General features: G+C 71.2%; 17 protein-coding genes. 11 read left to right on the top strand and 6 right to left on the bottom strand.

Features of this window, described 5'->3' with window-relative positions; all coding sequences use genetic code 11:
- Positions 1–5: 5 nt before the first annotated feature.
- Positions 6–1,271 carry an ABC transporter substrate-binding protein gene (locus MRBLMI1x_RS01105; RefSeq protein WP_018187501.1) on the bottom strand — a complete coding sequence of 422 codons (1,266 nt, stop codon included), beginning with the start codon at positions 1,269–1,271 and terminating at the stop codon, positions 6–8.
- Between the two features lie 408 nt (positions 1,272–1,679).
- On the opposite strand from MRBLMI1x_RS01105, the gene MRBLMI1x_RS01100 reads away from it, so the two are divergent.
- The 8 genes from MRBLMI1x_RS01100 to MRBLMI1x_RS01065 all read left to right on the top strand — a co-directional run bounded on the left by MRBLMI1x_RS01100 (position 1,680) and on the right by MRBLMI1x_RS01065 (position 10,104).
- The gene (locus MRBLMI1x_RS01100) at positions 1,680–2,807 is read left to right on the top strand and encodes a Gfo/Idh/MocA family protein (protein ID WP_036324548.1); all 1,128 of its coding nucleotides are present in this window, start codon (positions 1,680–1,682) and stop codon (positions 2,805–2,807) included.
- Between the two features lie 3 nt (positions 2,808–2,810).
- Positions 2,811–4,013 (top strand): dihydrodipicolinate synthase family protein, encoded by a 1,203-nt coding sequence (locus tag MRBLMI1x_RS01095; RefSeq protein WP_363455101.1) that lies wholly within the window; start codon positions 2,811–2,813, stop codon positions 4,011–4,013.
- The gene (locus MRBLMI1x_RS01090; RefSeq protein ID WP_363455097.1) at positions 4,010–4,882 is read left to right on the top strand and encodes a sugar phosphate isomerase/epimerase family protein; all 873 of its coding nucleotides are present in this window, start codon (positions 4,010–4,012) and stop codon (positions 4,880–4,882) included. The genes MRBLMI1x_RS01095 and MRBLMI1x_RS01090 overlap by 4 nt, the downstream gene beginning before the upstream one ends.
- A gap of 45 nt (positions 4,883–4,927) precedes the next feature.
- A complete protein-coding gene (locus MRBLMI1x_RS01085; protein ID WP_311868091.1) occupies positions 4,928–5,971 on the top strand; it encodes a LacI family DNA-binding transcriptional regulator in 1,044 nt (347 codons plus the stop codon).
- The gene (locus MRBLMI1x_RS01080; protein ID WP_018187496.1) at positions 5,968–7,074 is read left to right on the top strand and encodes a glycerate kinase; all 1,107 of its coding nucleotides are present in this window, start codon (positions 5,968–5,970) and stop codon (positions 7,072–7,074) included. Before MRBLMI1x_RS01085 ends, MRBLMI1x_RS01080 begins: the two co-directional genes overlap by 4 nt.
- Positions 7,075–7,086: 12 nt before the next feature.
- The gene (locus MRBLMI1x_RS01075; RefSeq protein ID WP_363455093.1) at positions 7,087–8,976 is read left to right on the top strand and encodes a DUF2264 domain-containing protein; all 1,890 of its coding nucleotides are present in this window, start codon (positions 7,087–7,089) and stop codon (positions 8,974–8,976) included.
- Positions 8,977–9,151: 175 nt separating this feature from the next.
- A complete protein-coding gene (locus MRBLMI1x_RS01070) occupies positions 9,152–9,562 on the top strand; it encodes a DUF4383 domain-containing protein (protein WP_018187494.1) in 411 nt (136 codons plus the stop codon).
- The gene (locus MRBLMI1x_RS01065) at positions 9,562–10,104 is read left to right on the top strand and encodes a hypothetical protein (protein WP_018187493.1); all 543 of its coding nucleotides are present in this window, start codon (positions 9,562–9,564) and stop codon (positions 10,102–10,104) included. The genes MRBLMI1x_RS01070 and MRBLMI1x_RS01065 overlap by 1 nt, the downstream gene beginning before the upstream one ends.
- Positions 10,105–10,261: 157 nt before the next feature.
- Here MRBLMI1x_RS01065 and araA read toward each other — a convergent pair whose 3' ends face one another.
- From araA to MRBLMI1x_RS01045, 4 genes are read right to left on the bottom strand one after another with little or no spacing between them, the layout of a single operon-like run.
- On the bottom strand, positions 10,262–11,764 hold the full coding sequence (gene araA / locus MRBLMI1x_RS01060; protein ID WP_363455089.1) for an L-arabinose isomerase: 1,503 nt from the start codon (positions 11,762–11,764) through the stop codon (positions 10,262–10,264).
- Positions 11,761–13,374, bottom strand: coding sequence for an FGGY-family carbohydrate kinase (locus tag MRBLMI1x_RS01055; protein ID WP_363455086.1), 1,614 nt, complete (start codon positions 13,372–13,374; stop codon positions 11,761–11,763). The genes araA and MRBLMI1x_RS01055 overlap by 4 nt, the downstream gene beginning before the upstream one ends.
- Entirely contained in the window at positions 13,371–14,081 is a 711-nt protein-coding gene (locus MRBLMI1x_RS01050; protein WP_018187490.1) for an L-ribulose-5-phosphate 4-epimerase, read from the bottom strand. Before MRBLMI1x_RS01050 ends, MRBLMI1x_RS01055 begins: the two co-directional genes overlap by 4 nt.
- Positions 14,082–14,125: 44 nt before the next feature.
- Positions 14,126–15,118, bottom strand: coding sequence for a substrate-binding domain-containing protein (locus MRBLMI1x_RS01045; RefSeq protein ID WP_363455082.1), 993 nt, complete (start codon positions 15,116–15,118; stop codon positions 14,126–14,128).
- Between the two features lie 127 nt (positions 15,119–15,245).
- Here MRBLMI1x_RS01045 and MRBLMI1x_RS01040 point away from each other — a divergent pair, with 127 nt between their 5' ends.
- The 3 genes from MRBLMI1x_RS01040 to MRBLMI1x_RS01030 are packed head-to-tail and all read left to right on the top strand — an operon-like array spanning position 15,246 to position 19,575.
- A complete protein-coding gene (locus MRBLMI1x_RS01040) occupies positions 15,246–17,036 on the top strand; it encodes an alpha/beta fold hydrolase (protein ID WP_363455079.1) in 1,791 nt (596 codons plus the stop codon).
- A 35-nt stretch (positions 17,037–17,071) separates the two neighbouring features.
- Positions 17,072–19,054, top strand: coding sequence for a M13 family metallopeptidase (locus MRBLMI1x_RS01035; RefSeq protein WP_026302919.1), 1,983 nt, complete (start codon positions 17,072–17,074; stop codon positions 19,052–19,054).
- Positions 19,051–19,575, top strand: a complete 525-nt coding sequence (locus MRBLMI1x_RS01030; RefSeq protein ID WP_363455076.1) for a 2'-5' RNA ligase family protein — start codon at positions 19,051–19,053, stop codon at positions 19,573–19,575. The genes MRBLMI1x_RS01035 and MRBLMI1x_RS01030 overlap by 4 nt, the downstream gene beginning before the upstream one ends.
- A 332-nt stretch (positions 19,576–19,907) precedes the next feature.
- On the opposite strand, the gene purU is transcribed toward MRBLMI1x_RS01030, so the two are convergent.
- On the bottom strand, positions 19,908–20,786 hold the full coding sequence (purU, locus tag MRBLMI1x_RS01025; protein WP_363455073.1) for a formyltetrahydrofolate deformylase: 879 nt from the start codon (positions 20,784–20,786) through the stop codon (positions 19,908–19,910).
- Positions 20,787–20,794 lie beyond the last annotated feature (8 nt).

The raw sequence follows: 20,794 nt of genomic DNA, 5'->3' as shown, positions 1-20,794 counted from the left end.
GCGGGTTACTTCATCTGTTCGGTGGAGACCGTGTCGATGTTCTTCACGGTCTGCTCGAGCGACTGCTCGCCGTTGAGGTACTTGATCGTCTCGTCCTTCAGCGGCTCGCTGTCGATGGCGAGGCCGGTGTAGCTGTTCTTCAGGCCGTCGACGGTCTGGCGCGCAGCGATCTCGGGGGACTCGGCGATCTCGCCGTTGTAGAGGTCGAACGCGTACGCGTCGTCCTTGTAGGTGATGTCGACGCCGTCGATCGCGGGCAGGCAGCCCGAGATCTCGCAGTACTCCTTGTAGTTCTCCGGCTGGTACATCCACTTCACGAAGTCGAGGGTCTCCTTCTCGACGCCCGTGCCGTCGTAGGCGACGATCCAGGAAGCGGCACCGTAGTTGGTGGAGCGGACCGGCTGCTGCGGCAGCGGCACCGAGACCCAGTCGAAGTCCTTGATGTTGGCCTGGAAGTCGGCGATCTGCCAGACGCCCGACATGTAGCCGGCCACGCGGCCGCTCTTGAAGGTCGCGCTGGGGTCGTCACCGGCGGCCCACACGGCCTTCGGCATGAACCCGTCGTCGTTCAGCTTCTTGAAGTACTCGAGCGCCTTCTCGCCCTCGGCGTCGAGCGCCCAGGTGCCGTCGGACTGCTCGGTGACACCCTGGCTGCCGAACTCGAACATGAAGGCGCGGAGGCGGTGGGCGGAGCTGTCCATGACGGCGCCGAACTCGGCATCCGTCTTGTCGACGACCTCGGTGGCCTTCTGGACGTACTCGTCCCAGGTCCACTTCTGGTCGAGCGAGGTCGGGTACTCGACGCCCGCTTCGTCCCAGAGCGTCTTGTTGAGGAACATGCCGACACCGGTCAGGGTCGTCGGAAGGGCCTTCACTTTGCCGTCCTCGGGGTCCTCGACGCGAAGAGCCGGGAGCACCTTGGCGTCCTTGGCGATGTCGGTGAGGTCGAGCATGCGGTCGGTCCACGCCGGGTCGGCGTCGGGCGCTGCCGCGAGGGCGGGGAGGTCGTTGGCCTGCGAGGCGGTGCGGAGGCGGGTGCGGAGGTCGTCGCTCGGAACCTCGACGACCTTGACCTTGACGCCGGTCTCCTTCTCGTACTTCTTGGCGAGCGTGGCGTAGCCGCCACCCTGGGCGGCGTCACCGGACTGGACGAACTCGAGGGTGACGTCGTCGCTCCCGCCGCCCCCCGAAGACGAGCAGCCGGCGAGCACGAGGGCGCCCACAGCCGCGGCGATGATGGTGGCGGATCGGATGGTGCGGGAACTCTTCACTGCTTCTCCTTCGCGTGCGCTCTTCGGTGAGCGCGAGGTGAGTCATGAGCGGGTATGTCGGCATTTGTCGGCATGTCATGACAAGGGGTGCTCATAAGGTAACCGGGGACGCTCGGGACGGCAAGCGCTTACCTGTGTCGGATATGTAACGTCTTTGCGACAAGCGCCACTTCCATGATCACCCGGGCTTCGACGTTCGCGCGACCGACGCGGCTGTTGCGCAATCGGATCGCCGATGTCACACTGAGTGGAAAGCGCTTACCCATTCGCCTCCGCGGCGTTCGGGGCAGCCCCGACGCCGCACGCAGAGAAGCAGACAAGGACCTCACCGTGTCAGAGACGACCATCACCGCACCCGCCCCGGCGGCTGCTACCGCCGCCCCCGCCGTCCGCGAGATCGGCATCATCATGAACGGCGTCTCGGGCCGTATGGGCTACCGCCAGCACCTCGTGCGCTCCATCCTCGCGATCCGCGAGCAGGGCGGCATCGAGCTGCCCGACGGGTCGAAGGTCACCGTCAAGCCGCTCCTCGTCGGCCGCAGCGAGGCGAAGCTCGCCGAGCTCGCCGCGAAGCACGGCATCGAGGACTACACGACCGATCTGGATGCCGCTCTGGCAGACCCGCGCTGGGAGATCTACGCGGACTTCCTCGTCACGAAGGCGCGTGCCACCGCCCTTCGAAAGGCCATCGCCGCCGGCAAGACGATCTACACCGAGAAGCCGACCGCCGAGTCGCTCGAAGAGGCGCTCGAGCTCGCGAAGCTCGCCGCCGAGGCCGGCGTCAAGACCGGTGTCGTCCACGACAAGCTGTACCTCCCCGGCCTCCAGAAGCTCAAGCGCCTCATCGACTCGGGCTTCTTCGGCCGCATCCTGTCGGTGCGCGGCGAGTTCGGCTACTGGGTCTTCGAAGGCGACTGGCAGCCCGCGCAGCGCCCCTCCTGGAACTACCGCGCCGAAGACGGCGGCGGCATCATCGTCGACATGTTCCCGCACTGGAACTACGTGCTCGAGAACCTCTTCGGCGGCGTCAACACGGTCTACGCGCAGGCGGCCGTCCACATCGCCGACCGCTGGGACGAGAAGGGCGAGCACTACACCGCGACCGCCGAGGACGCCGCCTACGGCGTGTTCGAGCTCGAGGGCGGCGTCGTCGCCCAGATCAACTCTTCCTGGACGGTCCGCGTGAATCGCGACGAGCTCGTCGAGTTCCACGTCGACGGGACGCACGGCTCGGCCGTCGTCGGCCTGTTCGGCGCGAAGATCCAGCCGCGCAACGCCACGCCCAAGCCGGTGTGGAACCCCGACCTCGAAGACACCCACGACTACGACGCCGACTGGCAGAACATCCCCGTCAACGACGTCTTCATGAACGGCTTCCGTCAGCAGTGGGAGGAGTTCCTCGTCTCGTACGTCGAGGGAACCGACTACGAGTTCGACCTCCTCGCCGGTGCGCGCGGCGTGCAGCTCGCCGAGGCCGGGCTCCGCTCCAGCCGCGAGGGTCGCAAGATCGAGCTCGACGCGCTGTCGCTGGACTGATCCATGACCGACCTCACCCTGCTCTCGGGGGACGGCGCACTCCGGCGCGTCCCCCTCGTCGACACCTCCGGCTACACCCGCCCCGACGGACCGCTCCGCAGCCGGGTCGCGTACGCGGCGGCGCACGTCGTGCCGAAGACGCACGCCGACAACACCCCGGGCCAGCCGGCCGACATCGACTGGGACGCGACCCTCGACTTCCGTCGCAACGTGTACTCGTGGGGCCTCGGCGTCGCCGACGCCATGGACACCGCGCAGCGGAACATGGGACTGGATGCCGCGGCCACCCGCGAGCTGATCTCGCGTTCCGCCGAGGTCGCCCGTGAAGAGGGTGGTTCCGTCGCCGTCGGCGTGAACACCGATCACATCGATGAGGAGCGGATCACGCTCGACGAGGTCGTGTCGGCCTACCTCGAGCAGCTCCACTTCACCGAGGAGCAGGGTGCGGGTCCGGTCCTCATGGCCTCTCGTCACCTGGCACGGGTCGCCGAGAGCGCGGCGGACTACCGCCGCGTCTACGACGCCGTGCTGTCGCGGGCGACGACACCGGTCGTGCTGCACTGGCTCGGCACCGCCTTCGACCCGCAGCTCGCGGGATACTTCGGGGCGACCGACTGGCAGACGGCATCCGCTGTACTGCTCGAGGTCATCGAGGCGAACGTCGACAAGGTGGCGGGCGTCAAGATGAGCCTGCTCGACGCGGCCTCCGAGGTCTCGGTGCGCGAGCGCCTGCCCGAGTCGGTGCGCATGTTCACGGGCGACGACTTCAACTACGTCGGCCTCATCGGCGGTGCGGACGTGCCCGACGCCCCGCAGCCGACGAGGGACCCGGCATCCGCTCGTCAGCACTCCGACGCGCTGCTCGGTGCCTTCGCCGCCCTGACGCCGGTCGCCTCCGCGGCGATCCAGGCGCTCGATGCGGGCGACCCGGCGCGCTACCTCGAGGTGCTCGCCCCGACCGAAGCGCTGTCGCGTCAGGTGTTCGCCGCGCCGACGTTCTATTACAAGACGGGCGTCGCCTTCCTCGCCTGGCTCAACGGACACCAGCCCGCGTTCCAGATGGTCGGCGGTCTGCACTCCGCCCGCAGCCTTCCGCACCTCTCGCGGATCGTCGAGCTCGCGAACGACGCGAAGGCGTTCGAACGTCCCGAGCTCGCCGCGGAGCGCTGGAACGGGATGCTGCGACTGAACGGCCTCGACGCGTGAGCGCCGTCGATCCGCGCCTGTCGATCAACCAGGGCACCATCAAGTACGCCGACCTCGCCACCGCTCTCCGCGTGACCGTCGAGGCCGGTGTGCAGTCCATCGGGCTCTGGCGCGAACCGGTGCAGGAGGTCGGTCTCGCGACGGCCGCGTCGATGCTGACCGACTCGGGCCTCCGGTTCTCGACGCACTGCCGGTCGGGCTTCTTCACGATGCCCGAAGGCCCCGCGCGACGCGCATCGATCGACGACAACCTCGTCGCCATCGACGAGGCGGCGACGCTCGCCGCCGCCGGCGCGCCGGGGTCGACCGCCGTGCTCGTGCTCGTCGCCGGCGGGCTGCCCGAAGGATCCCGCGATCTGATCGGCGCCCGCGAGCGGGTGCGCGATGCGATCGGCGAGCTCGCTCCGCACGCGAAGGCGGCGGGAGTGACGCTGGCCATCGAGCCGCTGCATCCGATGTACGCGACCGACCGCTGCGTCGTCTCGACCCTCGGTCAGGCCCTCGACATCGCGGCGGACTTCGATGCGGATGTCGTCGGTGCGGCCGTCGACACCTTCCACATCTTCTGGGACCCCGCGGTGCTCGACTCGATCGCGCGCGCCGGCCGGGAGGGTCGCATCGCGACGTACCAGGTGTGCGATTGGAAGACCCCGCTCCCCGCCGACGTCCTCCTCGGACGTCACTACCCGGGCGACGGCGTCATCGACCTGGCCGGACTGACGAGCGCCGTCGAGGCGACGGGATACGACCGCGATATCGAGGTCGAGATCTTCAACGCCGACATCTGGGCGACCGACCCTCTCGAGGTGGTGCGCCGGACCGCGGCGGGGTTCGCGGCATCCGTCTCGCCTTCTCTCGCCGGTCGATGACGCGCATCCCGTGCTGCCTGAACCGCCGCCCGTAGACTGCGCACCATGACCGACCGCACCCTGCGTCGAGTCGCGCCGTCCGGCGCGGTCACGCTCGACGACGTCGCCCGCGCGGCGGGCGTTTCGCTCGCCACCGCCTCGCGCGCCCTCAACGGCTCGACCCGCAAAGTCGCCGACTCCTACCGGGAGCGGGTCGAAGAGGCCGCCGCGCGGCTCGGATACAGCGCGAACCTGTCGGCCCAGGCGACCGCGCGGGGAACGTCGGCGATCATCGCCTTGCTCGTGGCCGACATCGCCGACCCCTACTTCGGGCTCATCGCCTCAGGCGTCGCCCGCGGTGCCGATGAGGCCGGGCTCGTCGTGACGGTGGCGATCACGGAGCGCGATCCGGAGCGGGAGGTCAGGCTCGTCCGGGCCCTGCGCGGACAACGCCCGCGCGGGCTGATCCTCGCGGCGTCGCGGACCACGGCGGGACCGTCGGCCGAACTGACGCGCGAGCTGGAGCTCTTGAGCGGGATGGGCGGTCAGGTCGTCGCCCTCGGCAAGGGCGCCGGCGATGTGCGCTCCCTCGTCCTCGACAACCGCAGCGGCGCCGAAGCCCTCGGTCGAGCACTCGTCGAGCGGGGATACCGCCAGGCCGTCGTGCTCGCCGCCGAGGAGGGGACCGCCACGAGCGACACCCGACTCGACGGATTCACCGCCGGGTTCACCGCTGCGGGCGGGTCCGCCCCCCGTGTCTACCGCGGCGGGTTCACGCGCGAAGCGGGCTACGAGGCCATGACGCGCGCCCTCGCGGACGGCATCGAGCCCGGGACGGTCGTCTTCGGCATCAGCGACGTCGTCGCCATCGGCGCCCTGACGGCCATGCGCGCCGCGGGGCGCACGGCGGGTGAGGACATCGCCCTCGCCGGCTTCGACGACATCCCCACGGGCCGCGACGTGACCCCGGCGCTCACGACCGTCCGCGTGCCGCTCGAAGAGGTCGGCTACCAGGCGTTCCGCGCGGCGACGGATGCCGAGTGGGAGCCGCACCCGGATGACCTGCGACTCGAGGTGCTGCTGCGCGAGAGCACCCCTCCGCGCGCATGAGCGTCGTCGTCGCGCTCGACAGCTTCAAGGGCTCCCTCCCGGCTGCCGCCGCCGCGGCCGCCTTCGCCGCCGGGTGGCGCGAGGTGGATCCTGCGGCAGAGCTCGTGCTGCGTCCGATGGCGGACGGGGGAGAGGGAACCCTCGACGCGTTCGCGGCCGCCGTCCCCGGCGCCGAGCGACGCCCGGTGCGGGTCCGGGGGCCCCGCGGCATCGCCGTCGATTCCTCATGGCTTCTGCTGCCGGACGGCACGGGCGTCGTCGAACTCGCCTCGACGAGCGGGATCGAACTGCTCGGCGACGACCGGCTGCCGTGGGATGCCGACACCACCGGTTTCGGGCAGGCGATCGCCGCCGCCCTCGACGCCGGGGTCACCCGACTCGTCCTCGGGATCGGGTCGTCGGCGTCGACCGACGGCGGCAGCGGGATGCTGCGTGCCCTGGGCGCGCGCATGGTCGACGCCGACGGGCGGGACGTGCCGGCCGGCGCGCGCGGACTCGCCGCCGTCTCGGCCATCGACCTCACGCACGTGCGTCCGATGCCCGCGGGCGGGGTGACGGTCCTCAGCGACGTCACCAACCCGTTGACGGGGCCCTCGGGTGCTGCGGCCGTGTTCGGGCCGCAGAAGGGGCTCACCCCCGCCGACGTCACGGTCGTCGACGGGGTGCTCGAGCGCTTCGCGGCGTGCATCGCCCGTCACGCTCCGGGCGCCGACCCGTTGCTGCCCGGTGCGGGCGCCGCGGGCGGCACGGGCTTCGCCCTCGCCGCGTGGGGCGCGGATCTCGTCCCCGGCGCGGAGCGGGTCGCCGAACTCGTCGACCTCGCCGGCGCGGTGGGCGCGGCATCCCTCGTCGTCACGGGTGAAGGCTCGTTCGACGGTCAGTCCGCGGCGGGCAAGGTGCCCGCGTTCGTCCACGGGCTCGCGACGTCGCGGGCGGTGCCGGTCGCGGTCGTCGCCGGACGGTTCGGTGCGGATGCCGACACGTCGGGATTCGCGCACGCCGTCTCGACGACCGAGCTGGCCGGGAGCGCCGCGGCGTCGATGGCCGACCCGGAACGCTGGCTGCGGGATGCCGGGCGGACGCTCGCGAGCCGACGAGGCTGACCGGGGCGTCCGATGCTCGCCGGGGAGTGGTCGCGCGCGGAATGGGTCGCGCACGCCGACGCCCTTCTCGACGCCGCGCGACGGTACGCGACGCCCGGTGGCGGTCGCATCCTCTTCCCGGGAGCCGAGGGCGGGTACGGCCGTGACGTCGACGGACTCGAGGGCTTCGCGCGCACGCTGCTGCTGGCGGGCTTCCGGATCGCGGGGGAGCGCGGCGTCGGTGTCGACGACCTGATCGCGTTCGTCCGCCGGGGAGTCACGACCGGCGTCGATCCCGGAGCGCCCGACCGGTGGGTGCGGCCGGACGAGCACGGGCAGGCGAAGGTCGAGGCGGCATCCATCGCCCTCGTCCTCGACCTCACGCGGCCCTGGGTGTGGGACGCCCTCGACGCCGTCACCCGGCGGCGCGCGATCGAGTGGTTCGCTCCCGTCGTGGGGGACGACACGTATCCGCGGACGAACTGGGTATGGTTCCGCATCGTCGTCGAGACGTTCCTGCGCTCGGTCGGCGGTCCGTGGTCGCCGGACGACATCGCGGCCGACCTCGCCTGCCACGATTCGTTCGTGCGGGAGGACGGTTGGCTGTCGGACGGCGACGAGCGCTCCTACGACCACTACGTGGGCTGGGCGCTGCACGTGTACCCCGTCCTCTGGTCCCGGATGACGGGGGCCGCGGAGCTCGCCGGCGGACGGACGGCGGGTGACGTCGCCCGGCTGGATCGCTTCATCGACGATGCGCTCGCGCTCGTGGGCGGCGACGGGTCGCCCCTGATACAAGGCAGGAGCCTCATCTACCGGTTCGCGGCTGCGGCCGTGTTCTGGGTCGGCGTCATCGCCGAGGTGCCGTCGCACTCGCCCGGTCGACTGCGCCATGCGGCGGAGCTCATCGTCCGCCACTTCGCCGAAAGGGGCGCTCCGGACGCCGACGGCATCCTGACGATGGGGTGGCACGGCGAGTGGCGCGCCCTGGCGCAGTCCTACTCCGGACCCGGGTCGCCCTACTGGGCGGTGAAGGGGCTCCTCGGCGTCCTGCTGCCCGCGGATCATCCCGTCTGGACGACGCCCGCCGAGCCGCTCCCCGTCGAGACGGGCGACGTCCTCCGCGCCGTGACCTCGCCGGGCTGGATCGTGTCGGGCACCGCCGCCGACGGCATCGTCCGCGTCGTCAACCACGGCACGGACCACTCCCGCGCGGGCGCGGTGTCGACGGACTCGCCGCTGTACGCCCGCATCGGGTACTCGACCGCGACCGCGCCCCTCCTGGACGCGCAGGCGTGGCGCGATCCGCTCGAACAGTCGGTGACGATGACGGATGCCGACGGTCGCCGCACCCACCGCAGCGGGATGCGGCTGCTCGGGACGCGCGTCGACGACGGGGTCGGGTCGGTCTCGGCGGAGTGGGACACCCACTGGGTCGAGCCGGCCCCCACGACGCACGCGCACGGGTCGGGGCTCACCGGCGTCGCGCGTCGCGCCGGCCGCATCCGGGTCGATTCGTTCGTCCGCGGCAGCATCGAGGTGCGGGTCGTTCGCGTCGAGGATCGCGCGGAAGGCGCGCTGCGTCTGCGCGTCGGGGGCTGGGCCGTCGCCGGCGACGATCCGACGGGGCACGTGAGCGGCGCGGCGGCTGAAGCCTCGTCGGGCGGGGTGACCAGCGGCATCCGCTCGTTGACCGGCGGGATCGCCGGTGTGGTGCGCTGGGACGGGGCCAGTCCCCTCGGCGACCGCGCCGTCGTCCCGGTGGTCGACCTCGGTTCGTGTGACGAGGCGATCGTGGTGCTGGATCTGCGCGGCTCCGGCGCGCCGGTGCGGACCGATGCGGTCGTCGAGGTCGAGTCGGACGCAGTGTCGATCATCTGGCCGGACGGCCATCGGTCGCGGACACCCCTGCTGTCGGCATAGCGCTCGCATAGCAGTGGGTGCCAGCGGCCCACAAGGCCTGCGTTGCGGGGTCGCCCTGTCCATACAGTCTCGACAACGGGCCGAGTGCAATCCGTTCCCGGCCCCGCACCGAATGCTGTGTAGCACCTGAAAGCGCAACCTGCGGCATCCGTCGCACCAATGGAGGGACAATCACATGACCAGCTCACCCAACCGCCTCGTCGCCGTCATCTTCGGCGCCGTCTACATCCTCGTCGGACTGCTCGGATTCACCGTGACGGCGGGCGTCGGCTTCCTTGCTGACAAGGGTGGCCTCCTGCTCGGCATCTTCATGGTCAACCCGCTGCACAACGTCGCGCACCTCCTGATCGGTGCGGCGCTGCTGATCGGCGGCCTGTCGAACGTCCGCGCCGCCAAGGGCGTCAACCTCGTCGTCGGAGCCGCGTACCTGCTGCTCGGCATCGTGGGCTTCTTCCTCGTCGGCAGCGCGGCGAACATCCTCGCGCTGAACACGGCCGACCACTTCCTGCACCTCGCGAGCGCGATCGTCCTGCTCGGCGTCGGCATCGCCGCCGACAAGCAGGTCTCCACCCGCGCGGCCGTCTGATGTCACCGTCCGCTCTCGTCCGCTCCTGGCCCGCGCTCGCCGCGTGGGGAGCAGGGCTGGTTCAGCTCGGGCTGAGTGCGGGCGCGATCGTGAAGGGTGCCGATGCCGCCGACCGTGGCATCGGCATCCTGCTCGCCACCGTCGGCGCGGCAACCCTCGCGTGGGGGATGGTGACGCTGGCCAAGGGCCGGCTCGCGACGCCCCGCTCCGGGGTGGCCGTCTCACTGGTCGGGATCGTCCTGCTGTTCGCGCTCATGCTCGTCGGGCCGGCGCAGGTGAGCATCTACCCCGTGGTCGTCGCCGCGGTTCTGTCACTCGCCGTCGGCGTCGTGTCGGCGGTCGCGCTGCGTCGCGCCGACCGGGGACGACCGAGTCGACCCACCGCGCGGGCCGCGGCGCGGACCAGCATCGGCGGCCTCATCGCCGGCGCCTTCCTGCTCGCCGGCGTCGTGACACCGGCTCTCGCCGCGACCCCGATCGGCAGCGACGCCCCCGGCGCCTCGGTCAACGAGGTCTTCATGACGGGCCACGGCGGGCACTGAGCCCGGTCGACGTTAGCGGATGCAATAGATCCGCGGCGACACGCCGGTAGCGGGCGAATGCTGCGGCGCGCCGCCCGGCATCTATTGCATCGCGTGACACCGCGCACACACGAAACGCCCCGGCGCCACATCGGCACCGGGGCGTTCTCGTGGGCGTTTACAGTCCGCGCGCGAGGCGGTAGTAGGCCTGGTTCCAGCGGAGTTCCTTCTGGAAGCCGCGCACCGTCGTGTCCTCGTCGATGACGAGCAGCTCGGTGCCGGCGATGTCGGCGAAGTCGCGGAACACCTCGATGCCCACGGCCGTCGTCATGACGGTGTGGTGCGCGGCGCCCGCAGCGAGCCAGCAGGATGCCGAGGTCGCGAAGTCCGGCGACGGCTTCCAGACCGCGCGACCGACCGGCAGCTTCGGAAGGTCGGGGGCGTCGACGTTCTCGACGACGTTCGCGACGAGGCGGAACCGGTCGCGCATGTCGCTCATCGCGACGACGAGGGCGGGGCCCGCATCCGCCGTGAAGACCAGGCGCACGGGGTCGGCCTTGCCGCCGATCCCGAGCTCGTGCACCTCGAGGCGCGGCTTGGACGTCGTCAGGGTCGGCGACACCTCGAGCATGTGGGCGCCGAGGATCCGCTCGTTGCCGGGAACCAGGTCGTAGGTGTAGTCCTCCATGAGGCTCGCCCCACCGGGGAGCCCCGAGCCCATGACGTTCGCGACGCGCACGAGGATCGCCGTCTTCCAGTCGCCCTCGGCGCCGAAGCCGTAGCCCTCGGCCATGAGGCGCTGCACGGCGAGGCCGGGCAGCTGCGTGAGCGCGCCGAGGTCCTCGAACGACGTGGTGAAGGCCCCGAAGCCACCGGCCTCCAGGAACGAGCGCAGTCCGACCTCGATCGCCGCGCCGTCGCGCAGCGACTGGTGCCGCTCGGCTCCGGGCAGCAGCTCCGGCGCCACGTCGTACGACGCCACGTACTCCTCGACGAGCGCGTCGATCTGAGCCTCGGATGCCTGGGCCACGGCATCCGTCAACTCGTTCACGCCCCACGTGTTGACCTGCACGCCGAACTGCAGCTCGGCTTCGGTCTTGTCGCCCTCGGTGACCGCGACGTAGCGCATGTTGTCGCCGAAGCGGGCGAGCTTGAGGGTCTTGACGGCCTGCCAGCCCGCGGCGGCGCGCTCCCAGTCCTCGATCTGCTGCAGGACGACGGGGTTCGAGACATGTCCGACGACGGTCTTGCGCGCGACGCCCAGGCGCGTCTGGATGTACCCGAACTCGCGGTCGCCGTGGGCGGCCTGGTTGAGGTTCATGAAGTCGAAGTCGATGTCGTTCCACGGCAGCTCGACGTTGGCCTGCGTGTGCAGGTGCAGCAGGGGCTTGCGGAGCGCGTCGAGACCCGAGATCCACATTTTCGCGGGGCTGAAGGTGTGCATCCACGCGATGACGCCGATCACCGAGTCGTCGGCGTTGGCGTCGAGGGCGAGCCGCTTGATCGAGTCCGAGTCCTTCAGGACAGGCTTCCACTCGACCTTCACCGGAAGGCCCGCGAGGCCCTCCGCGACGGCCTGCGACTGCTCGGCGACCTGCCGCAGCGTCTCCTCGCCGTAGAGGTTCTGGCTGCCGGTGACGAACCAGACGGTGTACTGCTCGAGGCTGGTGGAGAGGGTCATGCTGTTCCTTCGTTCGATGAGCGGATGCCGCGCAGCGGCAGAGCGGTGATGGCGGCGCTCTCGACGGCCAGGCCGTCGCGGTAGCGCGCGAGGTAGTCGGCGAACCCGGCGACGTCGGCCGGGTCGGGGTCGGCCGTGACGGAGGCGGCCCCCGCGAAGACCTGGTCGGTGAGGTACGACGCGAGGTCCTGGCCGGGCTCCGCGGCGGCGAACGCCGCGAGGACCGCCATGCCCCATGCGCCGCCCTCAGCCGCGGTGTCGCCGACGGTGACGGGCGCGTCGAGCGCGCCGGCGAGGAAGCGCTGTGCGACACCGGCGGTGCGGAACACGCCGCCGTGCGCGAACATAGCGTCGAGCGCGACACCCTCCTCGGCGAGCGTCTGCATGCCGATCGCGAGCGTCGCGAAGACACCGTAGACCTGTGCGCGCATGACGTTCGCGAGCGAGAAGTCCGCGTCGGGGGTGCGCACCACGAGCGGCCGGCCCTCGTCGAGACCGGCGATCGGCTCGCCGCTCAAGTGGTTGTACGCGAGGACCCCACCGGCATCCGCAGCGCCCTCGAGCGCTTCGCGCAGGAGCGTCTCGTAGACGGCGTCCGTCGTCATCGACTGACCGGATGCCGCGGCGAACCGCGCGAACAGCGACGCGTACGACGCCAGCTCGCTCGCTCCGTTGTTGCAGTGCACCATCGCGACCGGGTCGCCGGCGGGCGTCGTGACGAGATCGATCTCGGTGTGGACGCGCTCCAACGGACGCTCGAGGACCACCATCGCGAAGATGCTCGTGCCGGCGCTGACGTTGCCCGTGCGCGGCGATACCGCGTTCGTGGCGACCATGCCGGTGCCGGCGTCGCCCTCTGCGGGGGCCGCCACGGCGCCCGGGCGGAGCGTGCCGGTCGGGTCGAGGAGGGCGGCGCCTGCGGCAGTGAGAGTCCCGGCATCCGCCCCCGCGGGAAGGACCGCGGGCAGGAGGTCCGTCAGGCTGCGTCCGGCGAGGAACCCGGCGGCGTGCGCGTCGTACGCCGCGATGCGGCCGCGGTCGTAGCCGCCGTTGGTGCCGATCGGGAACATGCCCGACGCGTCACCGACGCCGAGCGCGAAGCGTCCGGTGAGCTTCTCGTGGACCCATCCGGCGAGGGTGTTGATCTTCGCGAGCGAGGCGAGGTGCGCCTCGTCGTCGAGGACGGCCTGGTGCAGGTGGGCGATCGACCAGCGGAGCGGGATGTTGACGTCCAGCAGGTGGGTCAGCTCGGCCGCGGCGGCACCGGTGGACGTGTTGCGCCAGGTACGGAACGGCACGAGGAGGTTCCCCTCGGCGTCGAAGGCGAGGTAGCCGTGCATCATCGCGGAGACGCCGATGCCGGCGAGCTCCGTGAGTTCGGCGCCCTGTCGGCGGACGTCGGCGACGAGGGCGGCGTATGCCGCCTGCAGGCCCGACCAGATCGCGTCCTCGGAGTAGGTCCACACGCCGTCTACGAGGGCGTTCTCCCACTCGTGGCTGCCGACGGCCAGCACGGTGGTCGGGTTGCTCGCGTCGACGAGGCAGGCCTTGATGCGGGTCGAGCCGAGCTCGATGCCCAACGCTGCGCCGCCGGAGAAGATGACGCTCATCGGCGGGCGTCCGTGCTCTGGCCGTACACGTTCTGGTACCGGTTGTAGAGGGCGTCGATCTTCTCCTGCGGGATCGGGATCAGCTCGCCCCCCTGCCGCGCGAAGTGCACGGTGCGCGCGGCGTCCTCGCACATGACGGCTGCCTTCACGGCATCCTTCGCGCTGACGCCGATCGTGAACGGTCCGTGGTTCTGCATGAGCACGGCGCGCGAGCGGTGGCCGGTCAGCGTCTCGACGATGCCGCGGCCGATCGAGTCGTCGCCGATGATCGCGAACGGCCCGACCGGGATCGGGCCGCCGAACTCGTCGGCCATGCCGGTGATGACGCAGGGGATCTCCTCGCCGCGCGCCGCCCAGGCAACCGCGTAGGGAGAGTGGGTGTGGACGACGCCGCCGACGTCCGGCATGTTCCGGTACACGTAGGCGTGCGCGGCGGTGTCGCTCGAGGGCGAGCGGTCGCTGCCCGGGGTGCCGGGAACGACGGTGCCGTCGAGGTCGCACAGGATCATGTTCTCGGGCGCGAGGTCGTCGTACGAGACGCCGGACGGCTTGATGACGAAGAGGTCGGCACTGCGGTCTTCACCAACGCGCACGCGTCCCGAGACGTTGCCCCCGGTCCAGACGACGAGGCCGTAGCGGACGAGTTCGGCATGCAGGGCGGCGACGTCCGCGCGGACGGCCGCGATCGCCTCATCGAGATCGGTCATGCGGTTGATGTTACCGGTAACATCTCGGTCGCGCCAGAGTTGGCTCAGCCGGGCGGCGCGGCGCTCGATGCGCGTGCGATGAGCACCGGCTCCGCGACGTCGCCGCGCGCGGGCAGGCCGAGGGCCTCGGCGACCACGCGCTGCGCCTCACCGGCCGTGTCGACGCGCACCGTGGTGAGCGCGGGCGTGTAGAAGGCGGCATCCGCGTTGTCGTCGAAACCCGTGACCGAGACGTCCTCGGGAACCCGCAGGCCCTCGGCGACGAGGCCGGCGATGAGGCCGAGCGCCATCTGGTCATTGGCCGCCGCGACCGCCGTCGGCCCGTCCGCTCCGCGCACCGCGACGGCCACCTCGCGCGCGATCGAGGCTCCCGCCGCCGCGCTCCAGTCGCCGTGCCAGATCGCCGCGGGACGGATGCCGGCGGCATCCAGCGCACCATCGACGCCCTCGTCGCGGGCCGTGGCCTCGAGCCAGTCGGCGGGTCCCGCGAGTCGCGCGATGCGCCGATGGCCGAGCGTGACGAGGTGGTCGACAGCGAGCGCCGCGCCGGCGCGCTGCCGGGCGGCGCCCTCACCGGTGTGCAGCGCGGCGAGCGGGGTGTCGCCGGCGACCTGTCGCAGGGCGGGGAGCGTGGCGGTGTGCGGGGCGACGACGATCAGCGCATCGACGCCCTGGGCGAGCAGCCGCTGGGCGGCATCGGTGACGGATGCCGGGTCCGCGGCATCCGCGTAGGTCGTCGCCAACCAGCGGTCCGCCGCCCGCGCCGCCGCGTCGAGCGCGGCGATGCCCGCGCCGGGGCCCCACAGGGTGGCGTCGGAGGCGACGACCCCGACGGTGCGGGTCGTCGAGGTGCCCAGGGATCGTGCGGCGTTGTTGACGCGGTAGCCGAGTTCGGCGATCGCCGCTTCGACGCGGGCACGGGTCTCGGGCCGAAGGTTCGGGCTGTCGTTGATGACGCGCGAGACGGTCTGCGTCGAGACTCCGGCGCGGGCGGCGACGTCGCGGACGCTCGCGCGCATCGTCCCGGCCCGTCCCATGGCGCTCACTGTAGCCCTGCCCGCGGCGGCCCCTTGCACGCCGAGTCGCCCGATGTCGAGGAGCGGGAGCTCATCGGCCAGCAGGATTACGGTGGAGGATTCACGCCGACGACGGAGGAGGGACCGGATGCGGCTGCTGCAGCGACTCGCGCTCGGGCGCTTCTACGCGCGCCTGCCCGAGTGGGTGCGGGTGATCGTCGCGGTGGCGGCGGTCGTGCTCGGCGTGGTCATCGTCATCCGCCCGACCACGGCCCTCGGCGTGCTCGCCTGGCTCATCGGCGGCGGCATGGTCCTCACCGGCGTGCTCGATCTGACCGGCCGCGACGGCGAGGGCCAGCGCCCCCGCTGGCGCACGATCACCGGCGGAGCGTGGGTGGTCGGCGGGCTCATCGTGCTCCTCACCCCCGGCCTGACGGTCCGTGTCGTCGCGACCCTCGTCGGCATCCTGCTGTTCGCCGCGGGCGCGGCGGGACTCGTGGCCGTCTTCGCGAAGGGACGCACGCTGGATGCCCGCGTCGCGGATGCCGCCTTCTCGATCTCGGGTGTGATCTTCGGCGTCCTCGCGCTGTTCTGGCCCGACATCACCCTGCTCGTCGTAGCCGTCGTGTTCGGGGCCCGCCTCATCATGAGCGGGGTCACCGACCTCTGGATGCGGCTGCGCCGTCGCCGCGACACCCGCGCCGAGCGCCGCCACGAGCCCCGCAGGCTGCGCCGGTGGGGGCGCACCGTGACCGCTCTCGTGTCGGTCGCGCTCGCCGTGACGACCGCGCTCGTGACCGTGCCGCTGCGTGAAGGCTCGACCGTCGTCGACGACTTCTACGCCGCGCCCCGTGACATGCCCGGGCAACCGGGCCGGCTGATCCGGGCGGAGCCGTTCACCGCCGGCATCCCGGTCTCCGCGACCGCGTGGCGGATCCTCTACACCACCACGGGTGCGACGGGCGAGGTGCGCGTCGCGAGCGGTGTCGTCGTCGTGCCGACGGAGGGCGACGGGAAGTGGCCGATCGTCGACTGGAACCACGGGACGACGGGCTTCTCGGAGAGCTGCGCCCCCTCGCTGCAGCCGCGCGGTCTGTGGTCGGGTGCGCTGTACATTTTGCCGACGATCATCCGGCAGGGATGGGCGGTCGTCGCGACGGACTACATCGGCCTCGGCACCGAGGGGCCGCATCCGTACCTCATCGGTCCGCCGAGTGCGACGGCGTCGCTCGACGCGGTGCGCGCCGCGCGGGAGTTGCAGGATGCCGACCTCGGCACCCGCACGGTCATCTGGGGCCACTCGCAGGGCGGCGCGGCCGCGCTCTGGGCCGGCTCGATGGCGCGCGAGTACGCGCCCGAGCTCTACGTGCAGGGCGTCGCGGCGCTCGCGCCGGCGAGTGATCCGTCCGCCCTCGTGCAGAACATCTCGAGCGTGACCGGCGGCAGCATCTTCGCCTCGTACGCGTTCGCGGCGTTCTCGTCGATCTACGACGACGTGTCCTATGACGAGTACGTGAGGCCGGGTGCCGACACCGTCCTCCGGCAGATGTCGGAGCGATGTCTGTCCGATCCCGCGATCGTCGTCTCGGTCGCCGCCTCGCTCGGCATGAGCGGCGATCCGCGGCTGTTCTCGGAGCCCCCGGCATCCGGTCCCCTCGGCGTGCACCTGCGCGAGAACGCGGCGCCCCTCCGGCAGAACGCGCCCGTGCTGCTCGCCCACGGCGGGGCGGACAGTGTCATCCCCGTGGCGACCCAGACCGCATTCGTGCAGCGGATGTGCTCGGCTGGTCAGGTCGTCGACTACCGCGTCTACGACGGCTACGAGCACGCGGCGGTCGTCGAGCGTCCGTCGCCGCTGCTCGACGAGCTCATCGAGTGGACGACCGCCCGGTTCGCGGGCGAGCCGGGCCCGGAGAAGTGCTCGACGACGAGGAAGTGAGCCGGGGGTCTGGGTGCGCCCATAGGGTGGGACGCATGACCGAGAACACCCTTCCCTCCGGCATCCATCTCGACGAGTTGAGCTCCGACGTCCGACCGCAGGACGACCTGTTCCGTTACGTCAACGGATCGTGGCTCGACCGCACCGAGATCCCCGAGGACAAGGCGCGGTGGGGGTCGTTCCACCTCGTCGCCGAGCAGGCCGAGCACGACGTCCGGGCGATCATCGAGGAGTCGACGGACGCAGAGCCGGGCACCGAGACCCGCAAGATCGGCGACCTGTACGCGAGCTTCATGGACACCGACACGATCGAGGAGCGCGGCGCCGACGCCGTCGCCCCGCAGCTGGCGCTCGTCGACCGGGTCACCGGCATCCCGAGCTTCCTGAGCACCGCCGGGTCGCTGGAGCGCGAGGGCGTCTCGGGTGTCTTCGGCACCTACATCGAGCCCGACCCGGGCAACCCGCAGCGCTACGTGATGTTCCTCGTGCAGGGCGGGCTGTCGCTCCCCGACGAGAGCTACTACCGCCTCGACAACTTCGAGAAGACCCGCATCGCGTTCCGTGCCTACGTCGCGAAGCTGTTCAGCCTCGCCGGTGTCGACGATGCCGAGGCGCAGGCCGACCGTGTCGTCGCCCTCGAGACCGAGATCGCGTCCCACCACTGGGACAACGTCCGCAGCCGTGACGCCGTCGCGACCTACAACCTGATGTCGTGGGATGCCGCAGTGCAGCTCACCGGGGTCGACCTCGCCCCGTGGCGCGACGCCGTCGCCGCCGGCAAGACGGGCGTCATCGAGGAGGTCGACGTCAACCAGCCGAGCTTCTTCGAGGGCCTCGGCACGCTGCTGGTCGAGGGCCGCCTCGAGGACTGGAAGGCGTGGCTGCGTCTGCAGGTCATCCGTTCGTCCGCTCCGTTCCTGTCGCAGGCCTTCGTCGACGCGAACTTCGCGTTCTACGGCACCGAGATGACCGGCGTGCCCGTGAACCGCGAGCGCTGGAAGCGCGGTGTCTCGCTCGTCGAGGCCGCGCTCGGCGAGGCGGTCGGCAAGGTGTACGTCGAGCGCCACTTCCCGCCGCGCGCCAAGGAGGAGATGGACGTCCTCGTCGACAACCTCATCGAGGCGTACCGGCAGTCGATCTCGTCGCTCGAGTGGATGACGCCCGCCACGCGCGAGCGCGCGCTCGAGAAGCTCGAGGCCTTCACCCCGAAGGTCGGCTACCCCGTGAAATGGAAGGACTACTCGGCTCTCGAGGTCGACGCATCCGACCTCATCGGCAACGTCCGCCGCTCGAACGCGTGGCAGCACGACCAGCAGGTCGCGAAGCTCGGCTCGCCCATCGACCGCGACGAGTGGTTCATGACCCCGCAGACGGTCAACGCGTACTACAACCCGCTCATGAACGAGATCGTGTTCCCCGCGGCGATCCTGCAGTTCCCGTTCTTCGACATGGAGCGCGATCCGGCCGCGAACTACGGCGGCATCGGTGCGGTCATCGGGCACGAGATCGGCCACGGCTTCGACGACCAGGGGAGCGCATTCGACGGCACCGGTGCGCTCAACGACTGGTGGACCGACGAGGACCGCACGGCGTTCACCGAGCGCACGAAGACCCTCATCGAGCAGTACAACGCGCTGGTCCCGCAGGGGCTGTCCGAGGGGCACACCGTCAACGGCGCCCTCACGATCGGCGAGAACATCGGCGACCTGGGCGGCCTCGGCATCGCGATCAAGGCGTACCGGCTGCACCTGAAGACGACCGGGTCGACGGATGCCGACGGTCCCGTCATCGACGGACTCACCGGCATCCAGCGTCTGCTGCTCAGCTGGGGTCAGATCTGGCAGCAGAAGGGGCGCGATGCCGAGACGATCCGTCTGCTGACGATCGACCCGCACTCGCCGAACGAGTTCCGCTGCAACCAGATCGTCCGCAACATCGACGAGTTCTACGCCGCCTTCGACGTGACCGAGGCCGACGCGCTCTGGCTCGATCAGGACAAGCGCGTCACCATCTGGTGACCGCGGTGCGCGGCGCGCCGGTCGTCAGCATCGAGCTCGAGTTCGATGCGGCGACCGAGCGCGCCGTGCGCGCGGAGTGGCAGGCGCTCGCCGACGCCGGGCTGTCGAGCCTCGCCGCGCACACGTCGCCCTCGAATGCCCCGCACGTGACGCTGCTCGTGCGTCCCGCGGTGACCCGCGCGCGGGTGCCGCTGCCCGCGGCGTTCCCCGTGACGCTGGGTGCGGTCGTACTCTTCGGGGCGGGGGAGCGGCGGGTGCTGGCCCGTTCGGTCGTCCCGTCGGCCGAGATGCTCGCCCTGCACGCCGCCGTGCACGAGGCCGCCGGCGCCGGCGACGACGCTCCGCACACCGCGCCGGGCGAATGGATGCCGCACGTCACCCTCGCGCGCCGGATCAAGGTGTCCGACCTCGAGCGCGCGCTGCCGCTGCTCGGCGACCCCATCCTCGGGACGGCGCGCGGGCTGAGGCGGTGGGACGCGGCATCCGCCACCGTCACCTCGCTGGGAGAGTTCGGGGGCTGAGCGCGGGGTCTGTGCGCCCGTCGCGCTGTGTGCGGGGTCTGTGCGCTCATCGCGCTGTGTGCTTCCCCTGTCGCGACACGCCGTGTGGCGCTGCCGTTTGCGACAGGGGAGTGCGGGGCGTGGTCGCCCCCTGTGCTTCCCCTGTCTCAACACGCGGTGTGGCGCTGCCGTTTGCGACGGGGGAGTGCGACGGGCTGAACGCGCGCTCAGTCGCGCCGGATGGCGGGCTGCGAGCGTCGCGGGCCGCCGTTCGGCGCCGATGAACGCTTCCGGGGACGCAACGGGCCGCCCTGACGGCTCGCGGCGGCGAATCGCGTCCCCGGAACCCCGCGTCAGAAGACGATCGTGTGGTTCCCGTGCCGGATGACGCGGTCCTCGGCGTGCCAGCGCACCGCGCGGGACAGCACCTGGCGCTCGACGTCGGCGCCGCGGCGCACGAGCTCGGCGGTGGTGTCGGCGTGGGTCACGCGGATCGTGTCCTGCTCGATGATCGGGCCCTCGTCGAGGTCGCCGGTGACGTAGTGGCTCGTCGCGCCGATGAGCTTCACGCCGCGCTCCTTCGCCTTGCGGTACGGCTCGGCGCCGATGAAGGCGGGCAGGAACGAGTGGTGGATGTTGATGACCGGCACCGCGAGCTCGGCGAGGAACTCCGGCGAGAGGATCTGCATGTAGCGGGCGAGCACGACGAAATCGACGTTGCCCTTCAGCAGCTCGAGGATCTTCGCCTCGGATGCCGACTTGTCGGGACCCGGCGTCGACGGCACGTGGAAGAACGGCACCCCGAACGAGCGCACGTCATCGGCCGACGTCGCGTGGTTCGAGACGACCATCGGCACCGTGATGGGCAGCTCGCCGCGGCGGTTGCGCCACAGCAGGTCGAGCAGGCAGTGGTCCTGTTTCGACGACAGGATCGCCATGCGCTTGGGCACCGACTGGTCGGTGAGCGACCACTCCAGATCGAACGGAGCGAGCGTGTCGCCGATCTCGGTCTCGATCGCGGGGCGCTGCCCCGCGAAGCCCGGGCGGTGGAACACGACGCGCTGGAAGTACGCGCCGCCGCGGGGGTCGTCCGAGTACTGGTCGAACTGGACGATGTTGCCACCGATCCGCGTGATCATCGCCGAGACCGCGGCGATGATGCCGGGGCTGTCCTTGCCGTGCACGATGAGGCAGGCGTGGTCGGGGTGGAGCTGCGACACGGACGAAGTCATCCCTCGAT

This window comes from Microbacterium sp. LMI1x-1-1.1 (genome assembly GCF_040676205.1).
Lineage (GTDB): Bacteria > Actinomycetota > Actinomycetes > Actinomycetales > Microbacteriaceae > Microbacterium > Microbacterium aquilitoris.
Note: the sequence above shows the minus strand (reverse complement) of the source record. Positions and strands in the feature narration are given on the sequence as shown.

Excerpts from the sequence above, each read along its gene's own strand:
- MRBLMI1x_RS01040 (WP_363455079.1), top strand. The coding sequence starts at position 15,246 with ATGCGGCTGCTGCAGCGACTCGCGCTCGGGCGCTTCTACGCGCGCCTG.
- MRBLMI1x_RS01050 (WP_018187490.1), bottom strand. The coding sequence starts at position 14,081 with ATGACCGATCTCGATGAGGCGATCGCGGCCGTCCGCGCGGACGTCGCC.
- MRBLMI1x_RS01095 (WP_363455101.1), top strand. The coding sequence starts at position 2,811 with ATGACCGACCTCACCCTGCTCTCGGGGGACGGCGCACTCCGGCGCGTC.
- MRBLMI1x_RS01035 (WP_026302919.1), top strand. The coding sequence starts at position 17,072 with ATGACCGAGAACACCCTTCCCTCCGGCATCCATCTCGACGAGTTGAGC.
- MRBLMI1x_RS01100 (WP_036324548.1), top strand. The coding sequence starts at position 1,680 with ATGAACGGCGTCTCGGGCCGTATGGGCTACCGCCAGCACCTCGTGCGC.
- MRBLMI1x_RS01045 (WP_363455082.1), bottom strand. The coding sequence starts at position 15,118 with ATGGGACGGGCCGGGACGATGCGCGCGAGCGTCCGCGACGTCGCCGCC.
- MRBLMI1x_RS01080 (WP_018187496.1), top strand. The coding sequence starts at position 5,968 with ATGAGCGTCGTCGTCGCGCTCGACAGCTTCAAGGGCTCCCTCCCGGCT.
- MRBLMI1x_RS01065 (WP_018187493.1), top strand. The coding sequence starts at position 9,562 with ATGTCACCGTCCGCTCTCGTCCGCTCCTGGCCCGCGCTCGCCGCGTGG.
- MRBLMI1x_RS01055 (WP_363455086.1), bottom strand. The coding sequence starts at position 13,374 with ATGAGCGTCATCTTCTCCGGCGGCGCAGCGTTGGGCATCGAGCTCGGC.
- MRBLMI1x_RS01075 (WP_363455093.1), top strand. The coding sequence starts at position 7,087 with ATGCTCGCCGGGGAGTGGTCGCGCGCGGAATGGGTCGCGCACGCCGAC.
- araA (WP_363455089.1), bottom strand. The coding sequence starts at position 11,764 with ATGACCCTCTCCACCAGCCTCGAGCAGTACACCGTCTGGTTCGTCACC.
- MRBLMI1x_RS01070 (WP_018187494.1), top strand. The coding sequence starts at position 9,152 with ATGACCAGCTCACCCAACCGCCTCGTCGCCGTCATCTTCGGCGCCGTC.
- MRBLMI1x_RS01085 (WP_311868091.1), top strand. The coding sequence starts at position 4,928 with ATGACCGACCGCACCCTGCGTCGAGTCGCGCCGTCCGGCGCGGTCACG.
- purU (WP_363455073.1), bottom strand. The coding sequence starts at position 20,786 with ATGACTTCGTCCGTGTCGCAGCTCCACCCCGACCACGCCTGCCTCATC.